This is a genomic window from Paenibacillus sp. TC-CSREp1 (assembly GCF_050171015.1).
In the GTDB taxonomy this organism is placed as follows: Bacteria; Bacillota; Bacilli; order Paenibacillales; family Paenibacillaceae; genus Paenibacillus; species Paenibacillus silvae.
This window is the reverse complement of sequence record NZ_JBNOKM010000005.1, coordinates 170,204-188,904: the sequence shown is the minus strand read 5'-3', so window position 1 is coordinate 188,904 and position 18,701 is coordinate 170,204. Positions and strand designations below refer to the sequence as shown.

The following is an 18,701-nucleotide window of genomic DNA, read 5'->3' as shown; positions in this document are numbered from 1 at the left end:
TAAATACAGAACCCTATGCTATAAAATTGAATTTTATAACATAGGGTTCTATGTAAGTTGAACTAAAGATTTTATAGAGTCACTCCGGGTGAAAGAAAAGCCTGGAGAGTAGCGTTCATCTCCAGATTTTTTTTGAATTCCCTTTTTCAAAGCGAAAAATCCAGTGATAAAGGCTGAGCCTTTGCTTACGATGGATCTTTCTTTCAGAAAGCTTTTAGCTCCGCTTGTTCTGGTTTGACCTCTCTGTGTACACCGTCAAATTGCGTCACGTCACCGTATATTGCAGTCATACTTTTAGTGCTCATTAATCCAAGGGAGGGCATTGGAAAAATTCATCCATCTCCCATGCAAGTCTGCTACTGCCGGCGCTAACGATCAGGAGAAGCCTTATTTCGGCATATTTGGGCTTTCAAACATTCTAACGATCCACAGAGACGCTATACATCTGAAATCATCCTGATTATGCGCATTTTTCACAATTTTGAATGGAATAAGCTTTCTGGAGATCGTTAGAATTGTGATACCCCCGATTCAGGGCAAATAAGCTCTGTGGGAATCGTTAGGATCCCCTCCTCTCCTTGAGCAAACCTGCCATTGCTGACTCTTGCCCCCTTACAGCCCTCTTTGACGATCATTGGCCGGCTCAGTGTCAGATTCTAAAACCTTCATTTCTTTCGTTTATAAAACCTTCACTTTTTTCGATTATTTAAAGGCATCATGGGGCAGGAAAGCATGTACACCCTTTACACCATTTACAATCTGGGTAATACGCAAGTCCACCACCGCACTTCCCAGTGCAATCGCTTCTACACGCTGCAAGCCATATAACTCACCCATCAGGTTTAACATGCCATCCAACGCTTGAACTGTTGCCTCATTTAAATCTTCATGGAATCCGAAAGTAATCCAGCCAGTTGGCGTATGCGCCCGAGGATTCATCAGCGGCATATCGTCAATGACATTTACTGTGATATCTACAAGCTCCATCGGACATTCTATTGCCTGACAACTGACTTCCCCGTCACCTTGCCGTGCATGACCATCCCCTACAGCGAGATAACCACCATCTACGGGAATTGGCAAATACAGCTTACTCCCCTGCACCAGCTCCTTACAATCTATATTTCCTCCACAAAAACGGGGAGGCCACGTCGTATAAATTCCTCCTGATTCCGGCGGCATACCCACCACACCCAGAAATGGACTTAATGATACCGTATAGGACCTACCCTGAACTTCACAGGCCCCGCTCATCATATGTCGATCAAGTGACCAATTCAGAGAAATTTCTTCTACCTGTGTTAGATGCAACTTCTGGTTCTGCCAGTTCGGATATCCGCCAGCGGAAGTAAACCCGTAACTGCCGGGCACAATTTCATTGAAAATAATCTCCAGCGTTTTCCCTTGCTTCGCTTCTTCAATGCAGATCGGACCAATTAAGGCATGACCTCCATCCTTTTCACCTTGTCTTGGGAAAGGATTCAAACGTTCCGCATAACTTACACCTGTTCCCCAGCCCGCGTCCAGCGTCTGAAAACGGATAGAGTCACCCGAATTTATGTTCAGCACGGGCTTTACTTCATTCGTGAATGAACCGATCAGATTGGCTTGAGATAATGCAATCGTATGAATACTCATAACAATCCCTCCATATTGGATTAGGGTAATTAAATGTAATGACTCGATGTACGCAGCTCAATTAGCTATATTATCCCATATACAAATATCCTGCCTGCTAAGTCCCTTTCTTTATACTTCAAGACTGGCAAAATACCTTTTCAAGGGTTCCATATGATGCTGATCATGCCATATAAAGTCTTTAAGGTACTGTGGGATATAAAACACGTTGCCCTCTGCATCCATATACTTTTGATGAAGCCGTTCCTCCGATAATCCGCGAATGTCATTCATGATTTTATGGCGATATGTAATCGCTTTATCTACGATTTCCGATGTCCCCGTGCGATTACCGTACTCCACAGCTTGGCGATTAAACTGATCAAAGTCAAGATGTTTCAGTGTAACGGGCTGATTCAGCGCAATCTTCTCAATGGCTTCCTTGTAAAAATATCGATCCCATAACATGATATGGCTAACGATAGATTTTACCGTCCACTTCCCTTCCTCCAAGCTGGAATTCCAGATCTTTTCTTCAAGATGAGTCAACGTTCTGACAAAGAGTGTCCATTCTTCAAATGCTTGAAGCAAATGTTCCATTTCCTTGGTCATTATATTTCCCCCTTCACCTTAAGCAACAGTTCAAGTGATTTTCTAGTCTTAGGGTGCAAAATAACATCTTCCGAATTCATCATGCGTTCTGCCAGATTGGAATCTTTGACCCTACGACCCCATTTCCTCGAAAACGATCTCCAGTCACATACCATTTCTATGATATATTTTGACGGCATAGGCAGAGCTTCTCTTGTATTTCTGTTTACAATCCAATACTCCCAATGATGTTTATTATGATTCTGGTGATGCAACCATGCGTTCTTCCATCTAAGTTCTATGTCTTCATCTTTCTGGTTCGCATAAAACTTGACTGCATAAGGAAAGAATTCTTGAGGATAAAATTTGGATAAATCATGAAAAACACCCTGTACATATAACCCTTCATGCCAGCACTCAATGAAAACATTCAACTTATGCTCAGTTACATATAAGAAATATTTCCAATAGGCAGATAGCATTTTCATCCCCCCTAACCCGACTATTTCTTCCCTCCCTACGGCAGCTTGGCATGATTAAACCGGTGTATCCCGAATTGCTGGAAATCGGACTTTAATACAGTATTTCTCAGAGGATACAGATTGGTTGTCATTCGCAATTCCACTCCTCTGGCAATAAGTCTTTCTACCAGATGATCTATTTTCTCGATGCAGCTTGGTGTAATAACCTGCTCGGAAATATAATATCCTGCCGTTTCATCAAAAAGACGGAAAGTACTCTCCGGCAAGTGATAGCGATACAACGTCTGATTCACGATCCTTGAATACCACTCGCTCTCAACCGTGACAATGATGGCTGCATCCGTATGACTAAAAAACAACTCCTGATGCTCATCGCTGATCTCTTCGTTCCTTCTGAGCACAATTCGCGGGCAGTCTCTTGGAAAATAATAGCTGCATTCGTGCTGCTCATCAATCGCCCATACAACTGCAGGAAAATCAGGCCGATTCTGCTTGGCTCTCGGTATAAATACGTCGATGTCTGCTTCTTCACTAAAATGATATAACATTAGATACACCTCAATGTAAAAGAGATTAGTTTTCAATCAGAGTGTTCAATCCTCTTTGGATTTCGTCCGTTAGATTGTCGTTTTCTAATAAACTCTTGACGAGATGCTGATCTACAATTTCATGGTTGGTTTGTAAATACGTTAAAATCAGCTCAGCTTTCTCAAGTCTCCCCATAATATGATAAGCAACGTACCATAATTCAGGACTTGAAATGTTCATCCCCTGCCAGGTACGATCGGGAACATGCGATAAAGGCAGCTTCAGTATTTTCCCTTCTACATGAAAGGCAAATCCACCAATCACATCTACATCTAATGAATCAATCCCTATTCGATATTCGCTTGCAAATGGTAAATCGCCGCTTTCTTTCTCTACCCATTCATATCCGTCTATTGCTTCTATGAATGTGGATTTCGGGCATTCCACCATCAGATCCCAATCATTCACGGATTCGGCTAGATTCAAGGAATATAACATTCCGCTTCCACCCAGTGTAAACGGAATATTATTTTCATTTAATCTTTTGATCAACGGCATGATCTCTTGAGGATGCTTCATTTGTCTTCCCACCTCTTACTCTCTCGATGTATATTTTCTTCAATATAAAATTGCAATCTGCTTGTACTCTTTTAACAACTCGTGATCTATGAATATCTTTGAATAGCTTTGCTTCGTAAGCAGCAAATTCAATATATTCAACTCATAATACCATTCTCCCGTATCTGAATAGAGGTGCCTTCCGTTGTACAGCACTCTTCCATATTCGTTCGAAGTCAATCCAAACGCCCGCTCGGTTAAGGTATGATTTTTCGAATCATAGCGGGCGGGTTTGCCGCATTCTTGAGAATAAGTAAAGGTCACATCATATTCGGATTCACTGCCCTTTTTATCTATTTCAATACATCCGAGTTTCCACTTGTCTGCCCCCGGGTTCAAACGTACAACCTGGTCTAGGACCGTCTCCAGACCTTTCTTATTATGTAACATGACCACCTTGTGGTATGGCAGTCCATAGTCCGTGTCGTAACTGAACAGGTTCTCCGGTAAGCTTAAGGCTTTCTCCATTTGGTTTCGTACAGCAGCATAAGGAGCCCCTCTCACTTCTTTTTCCCATCGCAAGGTAATGAATTGCAAAAGGAATCGTTCCTTTTTCATCAACCTTTTATGCTTTTTGCTATCCAGCATCTCAGCTTCTCCTTTCCTCTAGTCCCTCAAATTGCCAAGAAGCTGGAACATCATGCAATAGACGCCCCAGCTTCTTTCTTGGATTCCTTACTTTGGATTCATGCCACACATGAATCATTACTCATTTTTAAACAGTGTGTTGATAATCATCTCGGCACATGCTTCTGGCGTATGCAGACTCGTATCTACCGAGTAGGTATACTGAATGTCGGAAGCCATGATGCGATGTTGCTCCTCGGATTGATTCTCCCAGCGATCACCACGCTCAATATTACGCTGACGGCAGATATCAAGAGGGCAATACAGCTCGACAATATCCAGCGGATACCCTTCAAAAATCGATTTTACTTGTTCATAATGCGGCGCAAGCTCTGGGCGTTCCACCAGAATACCATCGATCAGCACATGCTTGCCATGATCCGAAAATACCTTTGCTGTGTGATACATCATCATGATGGCCTCACTCAGATACTTCCAGTAATCGGTCTGGAGATGTTTATCGCCAATCGTATTCTCGAATAAATCATTCGCCACTACATAGAAAAACGGTTCATCGTATGTCTGCATCGCCTCTACAATCGACGTTTTCCCTGAGCTTGTTACCCCGTTCAAAAAAATAATTTTGCCTTTATGCATTATGTTATCTTCCTTTGCTAAAGTATGAATGTATAAATATTTTACATTGTGTACGGATACACACTGTAAAACGCTATTACACTGACAAAAATCGTTTTACGACATGTTAAAATGTTTTACCTCGTACGTATCATTTTGATAAATTAAACAATTCAGCTGCATTCCAGAGGCACATCCACCATCAATGCCTATTTTGTCTTCAGCGAACCAAACATCTGCTGAGCCATGAATATCTATCGTTTTTGTATGTCCAAAGATAACTTTTTTGTGAAGGCTGCTGAACGTGTGATCAATAAATTTCTCTTTGATATACATAAAATCACGCTCTGGTTGATGCTTCCATTCACTATAGCCTGGATTCAAGCCTGCATGAACATAAATATGCGCTTCATCCTCGTAAAATAGAGGTAAGCTGCTCAAAAAATCAATATGATGACGGTAATTCGATTGAATGATTTCCCGAGCTTCTTCTATCATTTCCTGCGAAAAGTCATGCGCTGGTTGACAGTAGCTTTGGAGCGTCGGAAGTCCGCCGTGTTTGATAAACTTTGATTTAATGGACGAGCCTCCCTCTTGTATAAAATCAACGAATCGCTGGTCATGATTACCTATTAAAGCGATTGCATGATGTTCATGCACTAATTCCATGACCTTATCAACAACTTCTTTACTACTGGGACCGCGATCTACGTAGTCTCCGAGCAAAATCAACTGATCTTGCTTTGGATTGTAATGAACATCTTCTAACAATTGGTTAAATGCAGCAATGCAACCGTGAATATCACTAATCATGAGCGTTCGATTCATAGAAGCCCTCCAACGGATTATCTTTTAGAAGACATAAATATTCTCCAATGTATGTTCACAGCACCCTTTTGAGCTTCATACAATAAAAGCTGACATTGGAAAATCGGTTAAAATGTTCAATATGCATTAGCTCAAACTTTAGCTCAGGCAATAGCTCGAATAAATCTTCTTTTTTGTGGTATTTATCAAAATCCATGTACATGAATTGTGCCTCTGGTTTTAACACCTCTGATATTTTTTCAAAACACCTGCGGTATGCGCCAGTTTCTTGAAGTGCAGAGCCAATCATGGTAACCAGATCATAATGCTCTTGAGGAAGCTTACACGCTAAAAAGTCATCACATATAACAGTAGAGGCATTAGGATGGCCCGTTCAACAAGAATCCAATATAGTCGTCCCACTCTCCTACGCCAATGCCAACATTAAGTGCTTTCAGTCCATTGAAAACATCAAAATATTTCGCTAAAAAATCACGTGTCTCCAGCTCCAGATACAAGCTTGAAGGCGATAGATTCCACTGATATGCTTCCTGTTCCCTCATATGTAAATAAAAATTCAAGAGATGTTGATCGTTCATTTCGATCGTTCACCGCCCATTTGAAGATAAAAATATGACGTTTTCAGCGCATCTTCAATGAAATTACTTGTATTTCTCATGAAACTCTTTGTCTCTCAGCTTTATTTCAGTGATTGCATTGCGGAAGAAAGGTAGTTTGCTCAAAAAGTAGACTGCTCCAATCAAGACACTGATACCGCCAAGCCAATAATTCAGTTCAAGATCCATCTCATAATCATACGGACTGTAACTTCCCGCTCCTGCGGATTGATAAGCAGCATACCCCAATTTTGGCATGACCTCTTCAATGGTTTTGGTAAGCGATATTATAACGATTCCTAAGATGATCAAAATAAATGAAAAAACCATGGAAATTGGCTTCAATCTGGAAAACCTCCTTCCCAAATTAACCTTGGATTGTGTAGAATATCTTCAACAATTTCACATAATTGCTCTCTGCTGTACTGCTGCGTATAAAGTTTATATCGTTCCTTCAGCTCTGAGCACATCTTAAATTCCTCTAGCAAAAACAAACTGCGCTCACCCATCTGTTGATCTGCCGGTCGCAATTGATCTCTGTGTAACAAGGTACTCTGATCTGCCAATAAAACAACATAAACGACTTGATACTCAAGGTTGGATAGCTGCTGTACAAGCCATTCTACTTCTGAAGGGAAAGTAACATAGTCGATGACAACGTCATAATCCTGTTCTAACAGATTCCGAGTTATGCTCAGTATATTTTTCCATGTCAGATCATACGTCTCTTTACATAACCAGGGTTTTCCTCGTCCATTCACTGGAATATGACTGATATCGTCTCCTGAAATATAAGCACTTTTGCTTAATGTCTGAACAAGCTGCTGTGAAGTTGTGGACTTACCGACCCCAGAAGGCCCGGAGATCATATATATGGTTTTATTCATGTTTGCTCACCTTCTATCTGTACATCTGGATATACCACATCTGGAATCCTAATTCTTCGTAAAATGCCGCCGTATCTTTCCATCTTCGATTGGATGATCCAACCAAAGCCCGCTCAACCTGATGTTTCTGTGCTTGGTCTAATAAGCATTGAACGAGTTCCCTGCCAATGCCTTTCCTCCGATGTTCGGGATGAATGTATACTTCATGAAGTTCCAAATAAGCATCCGTTTGAGGAATGACTGGCTCCGCATTTCCCCGCCTTATGTCTCCAAAGGCATACCCCACGATAGCGTCACTGAACTCTACAACATAAAAGTATTCATTCAGCTTTTTTTCTAACTTTTCTGGAGTCCAAGCCACATTCTCATATCCCAAGGTGATGTCTTCCTCTGTCCAGCTGATCGTGAGATCGATAACTTGAGCAAGGTCTTTCTTCTGACCCGTCCGGTAATGGTACATATCGTAGTCTCCTATTCAATACTGTCCGCTCTGCAAAAGATAAAACGATCATCGGGGTTCCACACATGCAGATCATCTGCAACATAACCTCGTAACCACAATTCATCGTTTATACGTCTGAGATAAAAACCTTTAGGAAAATAATCATCTTCAGTAAGAGGCTTGGATGCAATTGTAACCGAACCTGGGGGTGCCTGATTTTCTTTCGCAGAAGTTGCTATATTTACCTCAAATTGATCCAAATACTGAATTCCAAGATAGGGGCCTAACTCCATCGGACATAATTGCAAACCAAGATCAACTGCTGTTTGAAAGAGCTGCAAAGTCGCAGCTCCATCCCTGAACCCCAAATGTTTAACGGCCAATTCAACCGTTTGCAATCTCTTTTTTGTATGAGACATGATAAATTTCTCGCTAGTTAGCAGTGTTTTTCCGTATTCATTTATTTGAATAGAGCACTGCTGCAGTTTGTGTTGAAGCTGCGTTTGAGTGAGGCCTCCAACTTCTACTATTCTTATTTTCACGGGACAGTGAGGGTAGATTCCTTCTTGGTCAGGCACTCTAATTCCCCCTAAAGGTATTTGTTAAAAATTCAACTCACAATCATGATGCTCCCACACATCAAATACATTGCCATCCAGATCCTCTAACACAAAAAATTTTCCGTATTTCCCCTCATCACTAATGCTGCCAACCTTTACATGCTCAGATGTTAAGTATTGATGTAAAGCTATAATATCGTCGGTATAAAAGGTAATAACCCATCTCTTTTGCTGACCTATCTGAAATGTTGCTCTAGTTTCATTATCGCTCTGGATCAAGTCCAGAATGGGCCTTCCACCTCTGAACAAGCTCAAATATCCGTCACGTTGATGGCGAATGTTAAATCCAAAATGCTTCACAAACCAGGCAGCCGACACTTCAATATCTTTCACTGGAATAACGTTATAAGCAATCCCCAGAATTCTTCCATTCCCCATAAATGACCTCCGTCACTTCATAATTTAAAACTACCATCTCTGTGACGCTGTAAAAGCTTTAATCTGAGCGATATGATGCTGACCGTGCCAGGCAAATCGTTGCAGAGCAATATCCAATGAGATTGTACCTAACACTTCTGTTCGAAGTTTTCGTTTAAATTGATCAGGTTGTAAGCTGTTCAGCAGTGTGAGAAAACGCTTGTGCAGTATTTCCAACAGCTGAATTGAATCATCCATTAGCAGCTCATGATAGTCGGGCAGGGATGCCCACAAATCTTCGCGATACGAGCTCGCCAACGGCTCCTCTTCAGTTAATGCTCTCTTGAATCTTATGTACGCGTTCATATCATTGTCTGCAAGGTGATGCACGATTTGTGTGATCATCCAACCGCCAGTGCGATAAGGTGTACGAAGCTGCTCATCCTGAAGATGCTGTGTAACTTCTCTTAACGTCTTCGTGATTTCAGGTATTTGATCTATAATTCCTCTTCGATCCTCATCACTTAATTCAAGCTGCGGAACAAAATGCCCGATCGGAAAACGAATATGATCATCCATGGTTAACACCTCACCATTCCTCCACTAGAGAACCAAATCATATCCAATATAACCCACAATGTTCCATTTGCGAAGAGTAAAAATCAAAAAAAGAAGCAGCCCTGGTTCAAAAGCTGCTCCTTCATTGATTAATTTATAATATTCAAAAATTATACTTCAATTTCATTCTTTCATATAACTTGAAATTCGGATTCCGGTTCACAATTTCAGCAATCAACTCTTTCCATTTATCCTCAATCCACTCAGGACTCCGATCTTTCAAAACCTGCTCGTTAAATTGACTATCAATATACTCCAGATCCTTTTTGAGAATTTCTATATCCTTGACCAGTTGACTCCTTGAATCTTGTTCAAGTGACTGCTGATTCGAAACAATATCATCCGAGAGGTCTGCTCTTACATATCCATAGAAATCTCGGAATACGCTATATATAAGATTGCTTGATGATGATCCAAGCTCTTGAAAATCCGCATTTAGAAAAATAAAAGCTTCTTCGCCTACTTTTAACGACACTGCCAGATTACCTAATGTATAGAGGACCGTTTCCTTTGAAGAATTGTTTTGCAAACTCTTCAGGACATAATCCACATTCTCGATAGATTGTTTTAGGCCAATTTGAAGTCCATGATTTAATTTCAGATTATAATCTCTTTGTTGAACTTCCTTATATCCCTTCAATTGATAGTTCAAAAACAAGCTAATGATCAAGCCTACCGTTAATACAATAATTGCAATATTTTTCTTCATTTTCTCTCCTTTTTTCATGTGAGTTTTTCGAGTTATACTTTCAGATAAGACTCTTGAACGTCCTCTCCCCTCCAACTCCAGCTATTATTAATATAACCCAACATGTTCCATTTGCGAACCGTAAAATAATAAAAGCAGTCGAGTGACTGCTTCAATAAACGATCTTGTGTGTAGTGCTGCAACCTGCTGTTAATAGTAGAAGAACCCCAGCAATAATGCGATTGATTTAGATTTATACATTCTAAGCTCCAATTACCGCTCCAATCTTTCCATTGCTTTTCTATATTTTTCGAGTCTATTATAATCTTGCTCCGTAGGGCTTTTAATTCTGGATAAATTCATATTTTCTTGAATATCAGCAATCTTTACATTTCTTGCAATTCGATTCGTGGTAGTTTTCTCAATAAATTGTTCGTAGCTCTCTTCTTCCGATCTTGTCAATAAACCGATTGCCTTTACGATTTCTTCCGAAAATCCCAATTCTCTTAACTGTTCAATCGTGACTTCGGTGTCTTCAATGACATCATGGAGAACTGCCACGATTTTCTCTTCGATGGTTTCCACTCTGTTCATGACCGCTAACGGATGTAAAATATACGGGCTTCCACCTTTATCAAGCTGGCCTTTATGGGCTTCTAACGCAATTGATATAGCTAATTCGATATCCAATATGATCAGCTCCGTTTTTGAAATTGTAATCACCGTTTACGCGACAGCATTCTCTTTTTTGAGCAGCCCACAGTTGTTCCATAGTCAATCAGTATCAGTACCAAGCTATTTCAAGCGTTTTTCATAAAATACAATCGTCATTCGGTCATTAATTTCTTTTGTTTCACCAGTTTGTTGATAACCTAACTTCTCATAAAGATAACAATTACCCCGTTCTTGCAAGATTGTCGCTAACTCCCAAACGGCTACATGGTTATATATATTTTCAACTATTGAAAAAACGCTTTGAGCAATTCCCTTCCCTTGGTGTTCAGGCAGTATAAATACTGGACTAATGAGCATTGTTTCATTGTCTTTTCTCACAATTCTGATTGCCCCTACGGAAATATTGGAATCTTTAATAATGTAGTAGTCTGTAAATTGTTGTTTTAATCGATCAATGATTCGTTCCACAGTCTCATTAGCAGGGTTGGTTTCGAAGTCCTGGTACTTATTTAGCAACGGCATAAATGCTTTTACCTGCATGTCGTGGATCACGGAAGCTTCAGCGACACCTGCTTTAAATAAAGATAGCTCCATCGTTTCAAATCCTCTCGTATATTGGGTTCATTGTCGAACTCCCCACGATTTCACCTCTTACATGTTCCTTATAAAATCCGGCATTCTTCTCATAAATCGTTCATTGTCTTTTTCAAAATAATATTGTTCATATAACCCATGTGCATCTTTAGTTCCTAAGATTCCCATCATATTCTTGAACCGATCTGAGTTCGTTATCGTTTCAAGCAATTTTTTGCCCAGTCCATGACCTCTGTAATCCTCATCTATAAAAACATCACAAAGCCAATACGTCGTAGCATCATCTGTAATAATTCTCGCAAAACCAACTTGAGATTGTTCCCTATAGATCCCAATGCAATAAGAATTGCTAATTGATTTCTCTATGATCTCCTCAGGTCTTTTGTTGGCCCAATAACTTCTTGCTAGAAAGGATTTGACGGTCTCGATGTTTAGCAATTCCTTATTGTCACTAATAAGAAACTGTCCAAAATAAATATCCATACATGATCCATCCCTCTGATGTGAATTTTTATCCTTCAGCGATTCAAGACAACTTTTCAACTTCACCTATACTAATGGCCACATCAATGCTAAGGATTGAAAGCTCGAATTTGTTTCTTTAACAGCATGATTTGTCCAATATGATAGGCATTATGAATACTTAGATTAGAAACAACTCCCCACCAAGGAGCATTGAAATATTCTGGCAGTTGTTTGGTGAGCTTCATTTCATCTGTTTCTTCTAAAACAATTCTCCAATCTCTAAATACATGCTCAAGTCGACTTAATGTTTCCTTCCAGCCGGAATCAGTCAATTGATTCGGATCCAAAGAAAACGTCTCATCATTGTTAATTTCATGATTTAAAACAAATTCTCCAGCCTTAAAACGCCCAAGCCATTTCTCATTCCAGAAAATAAGATGATTTACAATGGACCATATGGTTTGTTTATTGTTATTCTCCGTAGCTGCTTCTTCTGCTGTTACATCTTTCAGTATATCCTCAAGAGGAAGAAACCAACTTTGGTCGTTATAACATGCTGTTAATTGATCTATTAAAATGGATTTATAGGACATTGAATGCTACCTCTTCTCTTCATTGATTTTCTTGTATTTTTTACCCTTCACCTAACGATCCTGTAATTATATTTCATCAATATGTATAGATCATATTTTATATTTTCCAATATTACTCTTATTATCGTATCTATCATTTATTCATTACTTTTTTCACATACTTCTCAGCCTTGTAATCCTTACGGATTTCATGCAACGTAGTGGAATTAGACTCCGACCAGGATTCAAGTATCTTTCTGGGTTCCGCTTCAATTATCCTGCGGACTTCAAAGGTATCGCCAGTTCTTAAGGCATCTATAATGTTAGATAAGTCAGTTCGGTCAATCAATTTCACATAATTGATACCAGCTAACGTTTCACAAGAATCTGTAAATCTCGATGTTGCAATGACAATTGCTTTTTTAGCCTTATAATATCTCATACAAGAAAAGACCTCTTGAACAGCGCTGATGCCTACCGGGTTATGTACAGCATATCTTTTGGCTTGAATGACATTCCTGACTCCATCTGAATCAGTAAAAACGACGTCAGCTCCAAAGTCACGACTACCGACAGTCTTATACACACCAGAATAGCCTAGCTCAATTAATAATCTATATATGTACATTTCAAAACCTGAGCCGTCCTCCATCCTGTCTATATCAGCTAAAGTAATATCTTTCAGATCGTAGTCCTCTTTATCGAAAACAACTGTTACCTTTTGTTTTCTCCATAAGATAAGGATTAATATAGACAACACAACAATCGCAGCAATAATCATCAGGAAAATAAAATAATCCATTAAAATCTCCCCCCGTCTAAATTTCAGTACAACATTCTCGTAAAACTGCGAGGAAATATTTAGTTATCCCACCACTGGTATGACACACATTACCTTTAAATCTCCATTCTCATATTTGTGTAATATGGTTTAAATCCTGCCCTGTTCCAGAATCTTTTCCCGTCAGGGTTAGTCTCTAATACATCAATCTCAATTCTCTTTACATCCTTCAAACGCGTCTTCTTTAAGAGTTCAATTCCAGCAATTCCGTATCCCATCTTTCGGCATTCTCGTCTAATAAAATATTGTCTTATATACACTTGTCGTTCTTCACTATTATATGGATTCCCCTGATATTGATAGAGTACATATCCGACTACATTATCTTCCTTTATAATTAAGTCAATTTCCCAATCTTCGAAAAACTGACGCATACGTTCCTCCAGTTCTTTCATTCCCATTGGGTTGGAGCTCTTCTCATCTTCAATTAACTGCTTATTCATTTCAGCCAAAATAGGAAGATTACCTTCCACTGCACTTTGCAACCTAAGTGTCAAGGTTTCGACCTCCTCGTCATTAATGAAGTTACTGGATGTCAATGGCGTTCTCGAATCATCTAAAGTTCGTTCTATATTCATAGTTTTCAAATATTATAATTTTCTTGCCTTAATCACAAACGTTACAGGAAACACCTTTGCTCTCTTTGCCATATCACTATGATCATCCAGAGTTTGCATAATCTCATCATCCGTTTCTTCAATCATTTGTTCAATTACAAATCCCGCTTTTGCTAACGCATTCACATAGGTTGACAACTTACGGTCCGCTAATAACAGTTCACATTCATCAACAGCGACCGGATACCAATTTTCATCGAAATAACTCTTTTTAAAAGTAAACATACCATTGTCTGAAGCAACACATCTATGTATAGGGTGAGACCAACTGAATATAAATATTGCATCTTTTTTAAGGTAAGAAGCGATCCGACTAAAAGTACCCTCCAGATCCGTGGTCCAGCCTATGGCATAAATCGAATAAACATAGTCAAAATAATCTACTGGAATTCCGCATTCTTTTTCCATAGGTGAACAGATCAATCTTGCCGAAAGATCCTTTGCCTTTAAAAGTTCCGTTGCCTTTTCGATTTGTTTTTCCGATATATCTACAGCCCATAACTCAGATGGGTTTCGCTCGGCTTGATATTGCAAGGAATGACCACTGCCGCATCCGATTTCCAACAGCTTTTTCCCAGAGATATCGCCAAAAAGCTGGTGTTTTTCTTCTGAGATAAACGTTCCATAATAAGGAAGCACAATTGCTTTCAAATAGTCATTTCCTTTTGTATCCCAATAAAAGCTGTTTGTTTGATGAACAACATTCCTATCCATGAGAACACCTTCTCCTTATATATTATTCTCATTTCATAACAATTTTTTAGTCATATTCAATTCTTTAGCCAGTACCCATCCGTTAAATCCGTATGAAGAGGAAATTATATAACACTTATACTGTTCTTGGGTCAGCACCTCTGTCAATTCATCTATGCTCTCGTAATTGATCGGCCAACCATAGGGTTTGTGCTTTTCAAATACCTCTTTATGTTCATCTATAAATCGATTCATTTCATATTCCGTAATGTCTAGTAGAATGCTGCCACATAAATGCTCTTCAAACAGGTGGGCCATCACATGTTTAAAATCGATCTTTACTGCCTCGCCTCTGTTCTCTGTATGTACAACAATATACTTGTCCTTTAGATTAACTTCATATGAGATCACTTCGTTATCATGCACTGAAATCATAAAACTATCATCCTTTCATTCTTTAGTGCTTGCCTATACATTGTGTTTATAAATGAACAAGGCATTCCTCAAGTATTCTTAATGGTTTCAATGAATCCTCATACATATCACTCGTTATTGCAATAACCATACTCAAGCCAGGGATTATACATATATATTGACCACCAAACCCTAAAGCAAATATCATTTCTGTGCTGCTTACTTCAGCATTGTTGATATTAAGGTTTCTTACCCACCAATGGTAAGCGTAATAACCGATAGATTCATAAGTCAGATAATAAGGTTGTGTTGACTTTCTCAACCAGTCTGATGAAACAATACTTTTGTTTTTCCAGTTCCCCTCCTGCAAATACAAAGTACCCATTTTCAACATATCCACAGTAGTCATAGTCAAGCCGTCTCCGCCTCGGTTAATCCCTTTACTGTCCTCATACCACTGAACATTTGTGATTCCAAGAGGTTTGAACAGATGAAGGTTTGCAAATTCTATAGCTTTCATTCCTGTAGTCTTCTGCAGGATCGCTGTTAACACATGCGAACAACCAGAATTGTAATTCATTTTTTCTCCTCTGTCATTTTCGAGATTTCTTTCAAACACAAATTTTATAATGTCTGAACTAAAAACCATCGGAGTAGAATAATTCCATTCACCGAATTCGGGCCATTCAAACCCCGCCGACATCGTAAGTAAATCCTCAATAGTGATGTGTCGTTTTCTAGGGTCATCAAGTATATTCATTAATTCCGGAAAAAAACTGCTCACTGGTTCTGCAATACTCTTTATGTATCCCTTATCAAGTGCAATGCCAATAAGTATGGATAAAATACTTTTAGTGCACGAATTAATTTTTTGAGGATTGTTTTCTATTTTACGATTTTTGTAATATTCAAACACTAAACGGTCTTCCCTCATAATTAGACAGCTTTTGATTTTTGCCTTTTTTATCGATCGTGCAAATTCATCAAGTATTTTCGAATTCATTTTATCATCCTTATCTGCATGTTATTTTGTATAATGTTTCTGAATTCACGAACTAATTACACCGTCCATTCCTTCTCAAATTTTAGAAGTATTTCATCGTTCCCCTCTGAAGTTTCTTCTAATTCGTTATTTAATATCAACACTTTTCTCACTTTTCCATCCTTTAGTTGAGTCATATGTAATGTCTTTTTACTAAGATCATCAGTTCTTAAATTATGATTCCGTAAATCAATAAGTTTTGAACATTTAAAATTTGTTATTTCCGTACGGCTTATTATTTCATTGGTCTTCCATAAACTTATTTCGATCTGCTCATACGATTGTGTTTGTTCATTAGATGTAATGATCTTATCGTGTATTTCACTCATGAAAAAGGTATATGCATCCAACGATTCCCATACCGCAATAATTACTGCCTCATTTTTATCAAGTTGATTCCAGCCACCTACTTGAGCTATAAATCCACTTATAAGTTTAAGGTCTGTCCATTTAGTTTGAGCAAAATGAAAGATACTCTTTGAATCTTCATTTACTATGCATTTAATAATTTTTATCAACATTGAATTCTCTTCCTTTTAATATATTCATTTTTCCGCAGACCAGGGCTCTGCAAGGAGCCGCAGATTGAATACTATGTTAAGATCTGCTTCAGTCTTCCTGACTTGACTTCATTGCTCCTTTACTAACATAAATTTCAACTCCGGTTCTGATTGTTGGTATGCCAATTTAAAATCTCTTTATGCGTTCTTTCAATCTTTCTCTTAAATCGTTCTCTGTACTCTTCTTCAATGAATCCTTGAGTCCAACTTAACATTTAACAGGCTTAAAACCTATACATTGATTTCTTTGTAGGTTTGCTCTTCGGTATTACACTTCTTGTTCGAATCCGCTTCTTCAATCTTAGTTGATCTTCGACTTAGACAAATGCCCGATGAGTGAATATGATCTTAATGTTGTGACCTCTTCTCTGACTATTTGTTCTCTTCTTCTAATGTTCTTTATCTTTCTTTAGTAATGCATATATAACATTATCAACAAACCTATTTTTCCAAAAATAATGTTCTTTCAATATCCCTTCTTCTCTAAATCCAGTTTTCTCTAGTACTCTTCTTGATCCCACATTCTTTGGTTCTACGAATGCTTCAATTCGGTTTAATTCAAGATTATTAAATCCATATTCAACTACCTTCTCAATCACTTCAGTCATAAAACCTTGGTGCCAATATTTAGGTGAAAGTTCATATCCGATTACAGCTTTATAATGATTTTTCATCCAACCATGAAACCCGCATGTTCCAATTACTCTGCTTTCTGACTTCAAAGTAATTCCCCAGCGAATTGCTTGATTTTTTTCAAATCTTTCATTCCACTTCTGAATTAATTCTTCTGCTGGATTAATATCTGTAAAACTCTCCACATCATAAAACCTAGTAACCTCTTCCAAAGAGAAATACTGAAATATATCTAATGAATCATTTTGTGTTATCTGTCTTAGTACAAATCTTTCTGTTTCTAAAATAGGAAACTGAGACATAAATACTTCTCCTTTAATGGTTTATGTCAATTCGCCTAACGTCTTGTGTTCACAAGCATGAATGCCTTAAGTGACCAACGGGAACGGGTCGAAGGCTTGCAGGATTATCCTGCTGAATCCACTTCCCAAAATCCCTCTGCTGCACCGTGGAGCAGATGTGACGATTGATCATTTTATTATAGATGTCAGCTTCATCTTTGAATTACAATCATATATGTTTAGCCTCCTACGCTTTCTTGATCTTTCCTTATGTATTGTATTAATTCCTCTAGTGTTCCTTTGCATTTATGTACTCCATCTTGATGATAAAACGTACTTGTCTTTTCAATATCATTTAATTCATCATTGGGTGAATATAAATATGTTTTAATACTGTTACCTAGTGCAATTCCTAGCTCAATATGACTTCCTTTACCTGCCGGTAATAAAACCACAATAAAATTTGACTTCTTTACCGCCGCCATCTCTTTCCGTCCTATATCTCTCATTTGATCTATTGAAGTTACTTTATCATTCTGAGTCCAATCATATGAATGAATAAAACCCATTCCCTTCAATTGATCGCTTACATATTTTACATTTTCTATATTCTTGAGACTTGATGCAATATAAAATGTTTTCATTAGCATCTCCCGAACACCTTCCGTTTTTTTATAGTTCTGATAAGAGTGAACCACTCTTATTGATTATGTCATTATTATTCTTTACTATCACTAATTTGTGATTATATGGTTTTAATATTTCTAAGATTTCCTTCTTTTGCTTCGCTTCAAATCCATGATTCCATTTAATCATTTCCAATAAACCTTTTAGAGTTTGTCTATAATTAGATTTTTCAATGCCTATTTTTTGTTTGATAAATCTATTCATTATTCTTAAGTCTCTTACCAATGTATTTGGTGTTAAAAATATAATTTTGTCCGCTAAATTGAAACTCTCAGCCAGCCACTTGTAATAAACTCCTTCAACAATCCAAGAGTCTTTTACAATTATTTCATGTAATAGTTTGTCACGAACCTCAGGAGAATTTTTCCCTGCCATTTCTACTGAACTACTCCACATTACCTTGTCTAGTTCATAGTAAGGAATGTCCCATTGCTTAGATAAATTTTTGGCTAGATATGTTTTACCACTTCCTGTGGAGCCGATGATGTGGATTCTTCTTGGCATTTTGGTCATATTCTCTCCTTTCTTTAACCAAGTGATCTGATACTTCGA

General features: G+C 38.3%; 30 protein-coding genes. All 30 read right to left on the bottom strand.

The features are described 5' to 3' along the window. Positions 1–702: 702 nt before the first annotated feature. The gene (locus ACQSGY_RS09355) at positions 703–1,638 is read right to left on the bottom strand and encodes an acetamidase/formamidase family protein (RefSeq protein ID WP_427051638.1); all 936 of its coding nucleotides are present in this window, start codon (positions 1,636–1,638) and stop codon (positions 703–705) included. A gap of 111 nt (positions 1,639–1,749) precedes the next feature. Beyond that, positions 1,750–2,229: a DinB family protein gene (locus ACQSGY_RS09350; RefSeq protein ID WP_427051636.1), complete on the bottom strand. Its 480-nt coding sequence runs from the start codon at positions 2,227–2,229 to the stop codon at positions 1,750–1,752. Continuing rightward, positions 2,229–2,696 carry a DUF5662 family protein gene (locus ACQSGY_RS09345; protein WP_427051635.1) on the bottom strand — a complete coding sequence of 156 codons (468 nt, stop codon included), beginning with the start codon at positions 2,694–2,696 and terminating at the stop codon, positions 2,229–2,231. The genes ACQSGY_RS09350 and ACQSGY_RS09345 overlap by 1 nt, the downstream gene beginning before the upstream one ends. Positions 2,697–2,725: 29 nt before the next feature. Beyond that, positions 2,726–3,238 carry a DUF6886 family protein gene (locus ACQSGY_RS09340; protein WP_427051633.1) on the bottom strand — a complete coding sequence of 171 codons (513 nt, stop codon included), beginning with the start codon at positions 3,236–3,238 and terminating at the stop codon, positions 2,726–2,728. Positions 3,239–3,263: 25 nt separating this feature from the next. After that, positions 3,264–3,797, bottom strand: coding sequence for a hypothetical protein (locus ACQSGY_RS09335; RefSeq protein ID WP_427051632.1), 534 nt, complete (start codon positions 3,795–3,797; stop codon positions 3,264–3,266). Between the two features lie 39 nt (positions 3,798–3,836). Then, positions 3,837–4,424, bottom strand: a complete 588-nt coding sequence (locus ACQSGY_RS09330; RefSeq protein WP_427051631.1) for a hypothetical protein — start codon at positions 4,422–4,424, stop codon at positions 3,837–3,839. A gap of 117 nt (positions 4,425–4,541) precedes the next feature. Then, entirely contained in the window at positions 4,542–5,060 is a 519-nt protein-coding gene (locus ACQSGY_RS09325) for a phosphotransferase-like protein (protein ID WP_427051630.1), read from the bottom strand. Between the two features lie 96 nt (positions 5,061–5,156). Next, positions 5,157–5,867 (bottom strand): metallophosphoesterase, encoded by a 711-nt coding sequence (locus ACQSGY_RS09320; protein WP_427051629.1) that lies wholly within the window; start codon positions 5,865–5,867, stop codon positions 5,157–5,159. A 55-nt stretch (positions 5,868–5,922) separates the two neighbouring features. Next, the gene (locus ACQSGY_RS09315) at positions 5,923–6,156 is read right to left on the bottom strand and encodes a hypothetical protein (RefSeq protein ID WP_427051628.1); all 234 of its coding nucleotides are present in this window, start codon (positions 6,154–6,156) and stop codon (positions 5,923–5,925) included. 70 nt (positions 6,157–6,226) lie between these two features. Next, a complete protein-coding gene (locus ACQSGY_RS09310) occupies positions 6,227–6,409 on the bottom strand; it encodes a hypothetical protein (RefSeq protein WP_427051627.1) in 183 nt (60 codons plus the stop codon). A 99-nt stretch (positions 6,410–6,508) separates the two neighbouring features. Next, on the bottom strand, positions 6,509–6,808 hold the full coding sequence (locus ACQSGY_RS09305; RefSeq protein ID WP_427051626.1) for a hypothetical protein: 300 nt from the start codon (positions 6,806–6,808) through the stop codon (positions 6,509–6,511). Further along, the gene (locus tag ACQSGY_RS09300) at positions 6,805–7,350 is read right to left on the bottom strand and encodes an AAA family ATPase (protein WP_427051625.1); all 546 of its coding nucleotides are present in this window, start codon (positions 7,348–7,350) and stop codon (positions 6,805–6,807) included. The genes ACQSGY_RS09305 and ACQSGY_RS09300 overlap by 4 nt, the downstream gene beginning before the upstream one ends. A 13-nt stretch (positions 7,351–7,363) precedes the next feature. Further along, entirely contained in the window at positions 7,364–7,810 is a 447-nt protein-coding gene (locus ACQSGY_RS09295; RefSeq protein WP_427051624.1) for an N-acetyltransferase family protein, read from the bottom strand. An 11-nt stretch (positions 7,811–7,821) separates the two neighbouring features. Next, a complete protein-coding gene (locus ACQSGY_RS09290) occupies positions 7,822–8,370 on the bottom strand; it encodes a helicase (RefSeq protein WP_427051623.1) in 549 nt (182 codons plus the stop codon). Positions 8,371–8,394: 24 nt separating this feature from the next. Continuing rightward, positions 8,395–8,790 carry a VOC family protein gene (locus ACQSGY_RS09285; protein WP_188593196.1) on the bottom strand — a complete coding sequence of 132 codons (396 nt, stop codon included), beginning with the start codon at positions 8,788–8,790 and terminating at the stop codon, positions 8,395–8,397. 30 nt (positions 8,791–8,820) lie between these two features. Then, positions 8,821–9,348, bottom strand: a complete 528-nt coding sequence (locus ACQSGY_RS09280) for a YfiT family bacillithiol transferase (RefSeq protein WP_427051805.1) — start codon at positions 9,346–9,348, stop codon at positions 8,821–8,823. Between the two features lie 142 nt (positions 9,349–9,490). After that, entirely contained in the window at positions 9,491–10,096 is a 606-nt protein-coding gene (locus ACQSGY_RS09275; RefSeq protein WP_427051622.1) for an oxidoreductase, read from the bottom strand. Between the two features lie 252 nt (positions 10,097–10,348). Then, positions 10,349–10,798 (bottom strand): HD domain-containing protein, encoded by a 450-nt coding sequence (locus ACQSGY_RS09270; protein ID WP_427051621.1) that lies wholly within the window; start codon positions 10,796–10,798, stop codon positions 10,349–10,351. 72 nt (positions 10,799–10,870) lie between these two features. After that, positions 10,871–11,344, bottom strand: coding sequence for a GNAT family N-acetyltransferase (locus ACQSGY_RS09265; RefSeq protein WP_427051620.1), 474 nt, complete (start codon positions 11,342–11,344; stop codon positions 10,871–10,873). 57 nt (positions 11,345–11,401) lie between these two features. Beyond that, positions 11,402–11,827 carry a GNAT family N-acetyltransferase gene (locus tag ACQSGY_RS09260; RefSeq protein WP_188593195.1) on the bottom strand — a complete coding sequence of 142 codons (426 nt, stop codon included), beginning with the start codon at positions 11,825–11,827 and terminating at the stop codon, positions 11,402–11,404. Positions 11,828–11,916: 89 nt separating this feature from the next. Beyond that, positions 11,917–12,402, bottom strand: coding sequence for a DinB family protein (locus tag ACQSGY_RS09255; protein WP_188593194.1), 486 nt, complete (start codon positions 12,400–12,402; stop codon positions 11,917–11,919). A 133-nt stretch (positions 12,403–12,535) separates the two neighbouring features. Beyond that, positions 12,536–13,183, bottom strand: a complete 648-nt coding sequence (locus tag ACQSGY_RS09250) for a restriction endonuclease (protein ID WP_427051618.1) — start codon at positions 13,181–13,183, stop codon at positions 12,536–12,538. Between the two features lie 95 nt (positions 13,184–13,278). Beyond that, complete coding sequence (locus ACQSGY_RS09245) at positions 13,279–13,719, bottom strand: GNAT family N-acetyltransferase (protein WP_427051617.1); 441 nt, start codon at positions 13,717–13,719, stop codon at positions 13,279–13,281. A 93-nt stretch (positions 13,720–13,812) separates the two neighbouring features. After that, complete coding sequence (locus tag ACQSGY_RS09240; protein ID WP_427051616.1) at positions 13,813–14,553, bottom strand: class I SAM-dependent methyltransferase; 741 nt, start codon at positions 14,551–14,553, stop codon at positions 13,813–13,815. A gap of 33 nt (positions 14,554–14,586) precedes the next feature. Beyond that, the gene (locus ACQSGY_RS09235) at positions 14,587–14,967 is read right to left on the bottom strand and encodes a hypothetical protein (protein ID WP_427051615.1); all 381 of its coding nucleotides are present in this window, start codon (positions 14,965–14,967) and stop codon (positions 14,587–14,589) included. Between the two features lie 46 nt (positions 14,968–15,013). Beyond that, a complete protein-coding gene (locus ACQSGY_RS09230; protein WP_427051614.1) occupies positions 15,014–15,949 on the bottom strand; it encodes a serine hydrolase domain-containing protein in 936 nt (311 codons plus the stop codon). 56 nt (positions 15,950–16,005) lie between these two features. Continuing rightward, positions 16,006–16,509: a DUF4937 domain-containing protein gene (locus ACQSGY_RS09225; RefSeq protein ID WP_427051613.1), complete on the bottom strand. Its 504-nt coding sequence runs from the start codon at positions 16,507–16,509 to the stop codon at positions 16,006–16,008. Positions 16,510–16,937: 428 nt separating this feature from the next. After that, on the bottom strand, positions 16,938–17,483 hold the full coding sequence (locus ACQSGY_RS09220; protein WP_427051612.1) for a GNAT family N-acetyltransferase: 546 nt from the start codon (positions 17,481–17,483) through the stop codon (positions 16,938–16,940). A gap of 218 nt (positions 17,484–17,701) precedes the next feature. Continuing rightward, positions 17,702–18,106, bottom strand: coding sequence for a group-specific protein (locus tag ACQSGY_RS09215; protein ID WP_427051611.1), 405 nt, complete (start codon positions 18,104–18,106; stop codon positions 17,702–17,704). Between the two features lie 28 nt (positions 18,107–18,134). Next, positions 18,135–18,662, bottom strand: coding sequence for a DNA topology modulation protein FlaR (locus tag ACQSGY_RS09210; RefSeq protein ID WP_427051610.1), 528 nt, complete (start codon positions 18,660–18,662; stop codon positions 18,135–18,137). Between the last annotated feature and the right edge of the window lie 39 nt (positions 18,663–18,701).

Bases quoted from the DNA above. Each gene is read 5' to 3' on its own strand.
- ACQSGY_RS09285 (WP_188593196.1), bottom strand. From the start codon at position 8,790: ATGGGGAATGGAAGAATTCTGGGGATTGCTTATAACGTTATTCCAGTG.
- ACQSGY_RS09355 (WP_427051638.1), bottom strand. From the start codon at position 1,638: ATGAGTATTCATACGATTGCATTATCTCAAGCCAATCTGATCGGTTCA.
- ACQSGY_RS09330 (WP_427051631.1), bottom strand. From the start codon at position 4,424: ATGCTGGATAGCAAAAAGCATAAAAGGTTGATGAAAAAGGAACGATTC.
- ACQSGY_RS09210 (WP_427051610.1), bottom strand. From the start codon at position 18,662: ATGACCAAAATGCCAAGAAGAATCCACATCATCGGCTCCACAGGAAGT.
- ACQSGY_RS09235 (WP_427051615.1), bottom strand. From the start codon at position 14,967: ATGATTTCAGTGCATGATAACGAAGTGATCTCATATGAAGTTAATCTA.
- ACQSGY_RS09250 (WP_427051618.1), bottom strand. From the start codon at position 13,183: ATGGATTATTTTATTTTCCTGATGATTATTGCTGCGATTGTTGTGTTG.
- ACQSGY_RS09310 (WP_427051627.1), bottom strand. From the start codon at position 6,409: ATGAGGGAACAGGAAGCATATCAGTGGAATCTATCGCCTTCAAGCTTG.
- ACQSGY_RS09300 (WP_427051625.1), bottom strand. From the start codon at position 7,350: ATGAATAAAACCATATATATGATCTCCGGGCCTTCTGGGGTCGGTAAG.
- ACQSGY_RS09295 (WP_427051624.1), bottom strand. From the start codon at position 7,810: ATGTACCATTACCGGACGGGTCAGAAGAAAGACCTTGCTCAAGTTATC.
- ACQSGY_RS09345 (WP_427051635.1), bottom strand. From the start codon at position 2,696: ATGAAAATGCTATCTGCCTATTGGAAATATTTCTTATATGTAACTGAG.
- ACQSGY_RS09225 (WP_427051613.1), bottom strand. From the start codon at position 16,509: ATGTTGATAAAAATTATTAAATGCATAGTAAATGAAGATTCAAAGAGT.
- ACQSGY_RS09350 (WP_427051636.1), bottom strand. From the start codon at position 2,229: ATGACCAAGGAAATGGAACATTTGCTTCAAGCATTTGAAGAATGGACA.
- ACQSGY_RS09215 (WP_427051611.1), bottom strand. From the start codon at position 18,106: ATGAAAACATTTTATATTGCATCAAGTCTCAAGAATATAGAAAATGTA.
- ACQSGY_RS09265 (WP_427051620.1), bottom strand. From the start codon at position 11,344: ATGGAGCTATCTTTATTTAAAGCAGGTGTCGCTGAAGCTTCCGTGATC.
- ACQSGY_RS09230 (WP_427051614.1), bottom strand. From the start codon at position 15,949: ATGAATTCGAAAATACTTGATGAATTTGCACGATCGATAAAAAAGGCA.
- ACQSGY_RS09315 (WP_427051628.1), bottom strand. From the start codon at position 6,156: ATGATTGGCTCTGCACTTCAAGAAACTGGCGCATACCGCAGGTGTTTT.
- ACQSGY_RS09340 (WP_427051633.1), bottom strand. From the start codon at position 3,238: ATGTTATATCATTTTAGTGAAGAAGCAGACATCGACGTATTTATACCG.
- ACQSGY_RS09240 (WP_427051616.1), bottom strand. From the start codon at position 14,553: ATGGATAGGAATGTTGTTCATCAAACAAACAGCTTTTATTGGGATACA.
- ACQSGY_RS09280 (WP_427051805.1), bottom strand. From the start codon at position 9,348: ATGGATGATCATATTCGTTTTCCGATCGGGCATTTTGTTCCGCAGCTT.
- ACQSGY_RS09325 (WP_427051630.1), bottom strand. From the start codon at position 5,060: ATGCATAAAGGCAAAATTATTTTTTTGAACGGGGTAACAAGCTCAGGG.
- ACQSGY_RS09275 (WP_427051622.1), bottom strand. From the start codon at position 10,096: ATGAAGAAAAATATTGCAATTATTGTATTAACGGTAGGCTTGATCATT.
- ACQSGY_RS09320 (WP_427051629.1), bottom strand. From the start codon at position 5,867: ATGAATCGAACGCTCATGATTAGTGATATTCACGGTTGCATTGCTGCA.
- ACQSGY_RS09220 (WP_427051612.1), bottom strand. From the start codon at position 17,483: ATGTCTCAGTTTCCTATTTTAGAAACAGAAAGATTTGTACTAAGACAG.
- ACQSGY_RS09260 (WP_188593195.1), bottom strand. From the start codon at position 11,827: ATGGATATTTATTTTGGACAGTTTCTTATTAGTGACAATAAGGAATTG.
- ACQSGY_RS09255 (WP_188593194.1), bottom strand. From the start codon at position 12,402: ATGTCCTATAAATCCATTTTAATAGATCAATTAACAGCATGTTATAAC.
- ACQSGY_RS09335 (WP_427051632.1), bottom strand. From the start codon at position 3,797: ATGAAGCATCCTCAAGAGATCATGCCGTTGATCAAAAGATTAAATGAA.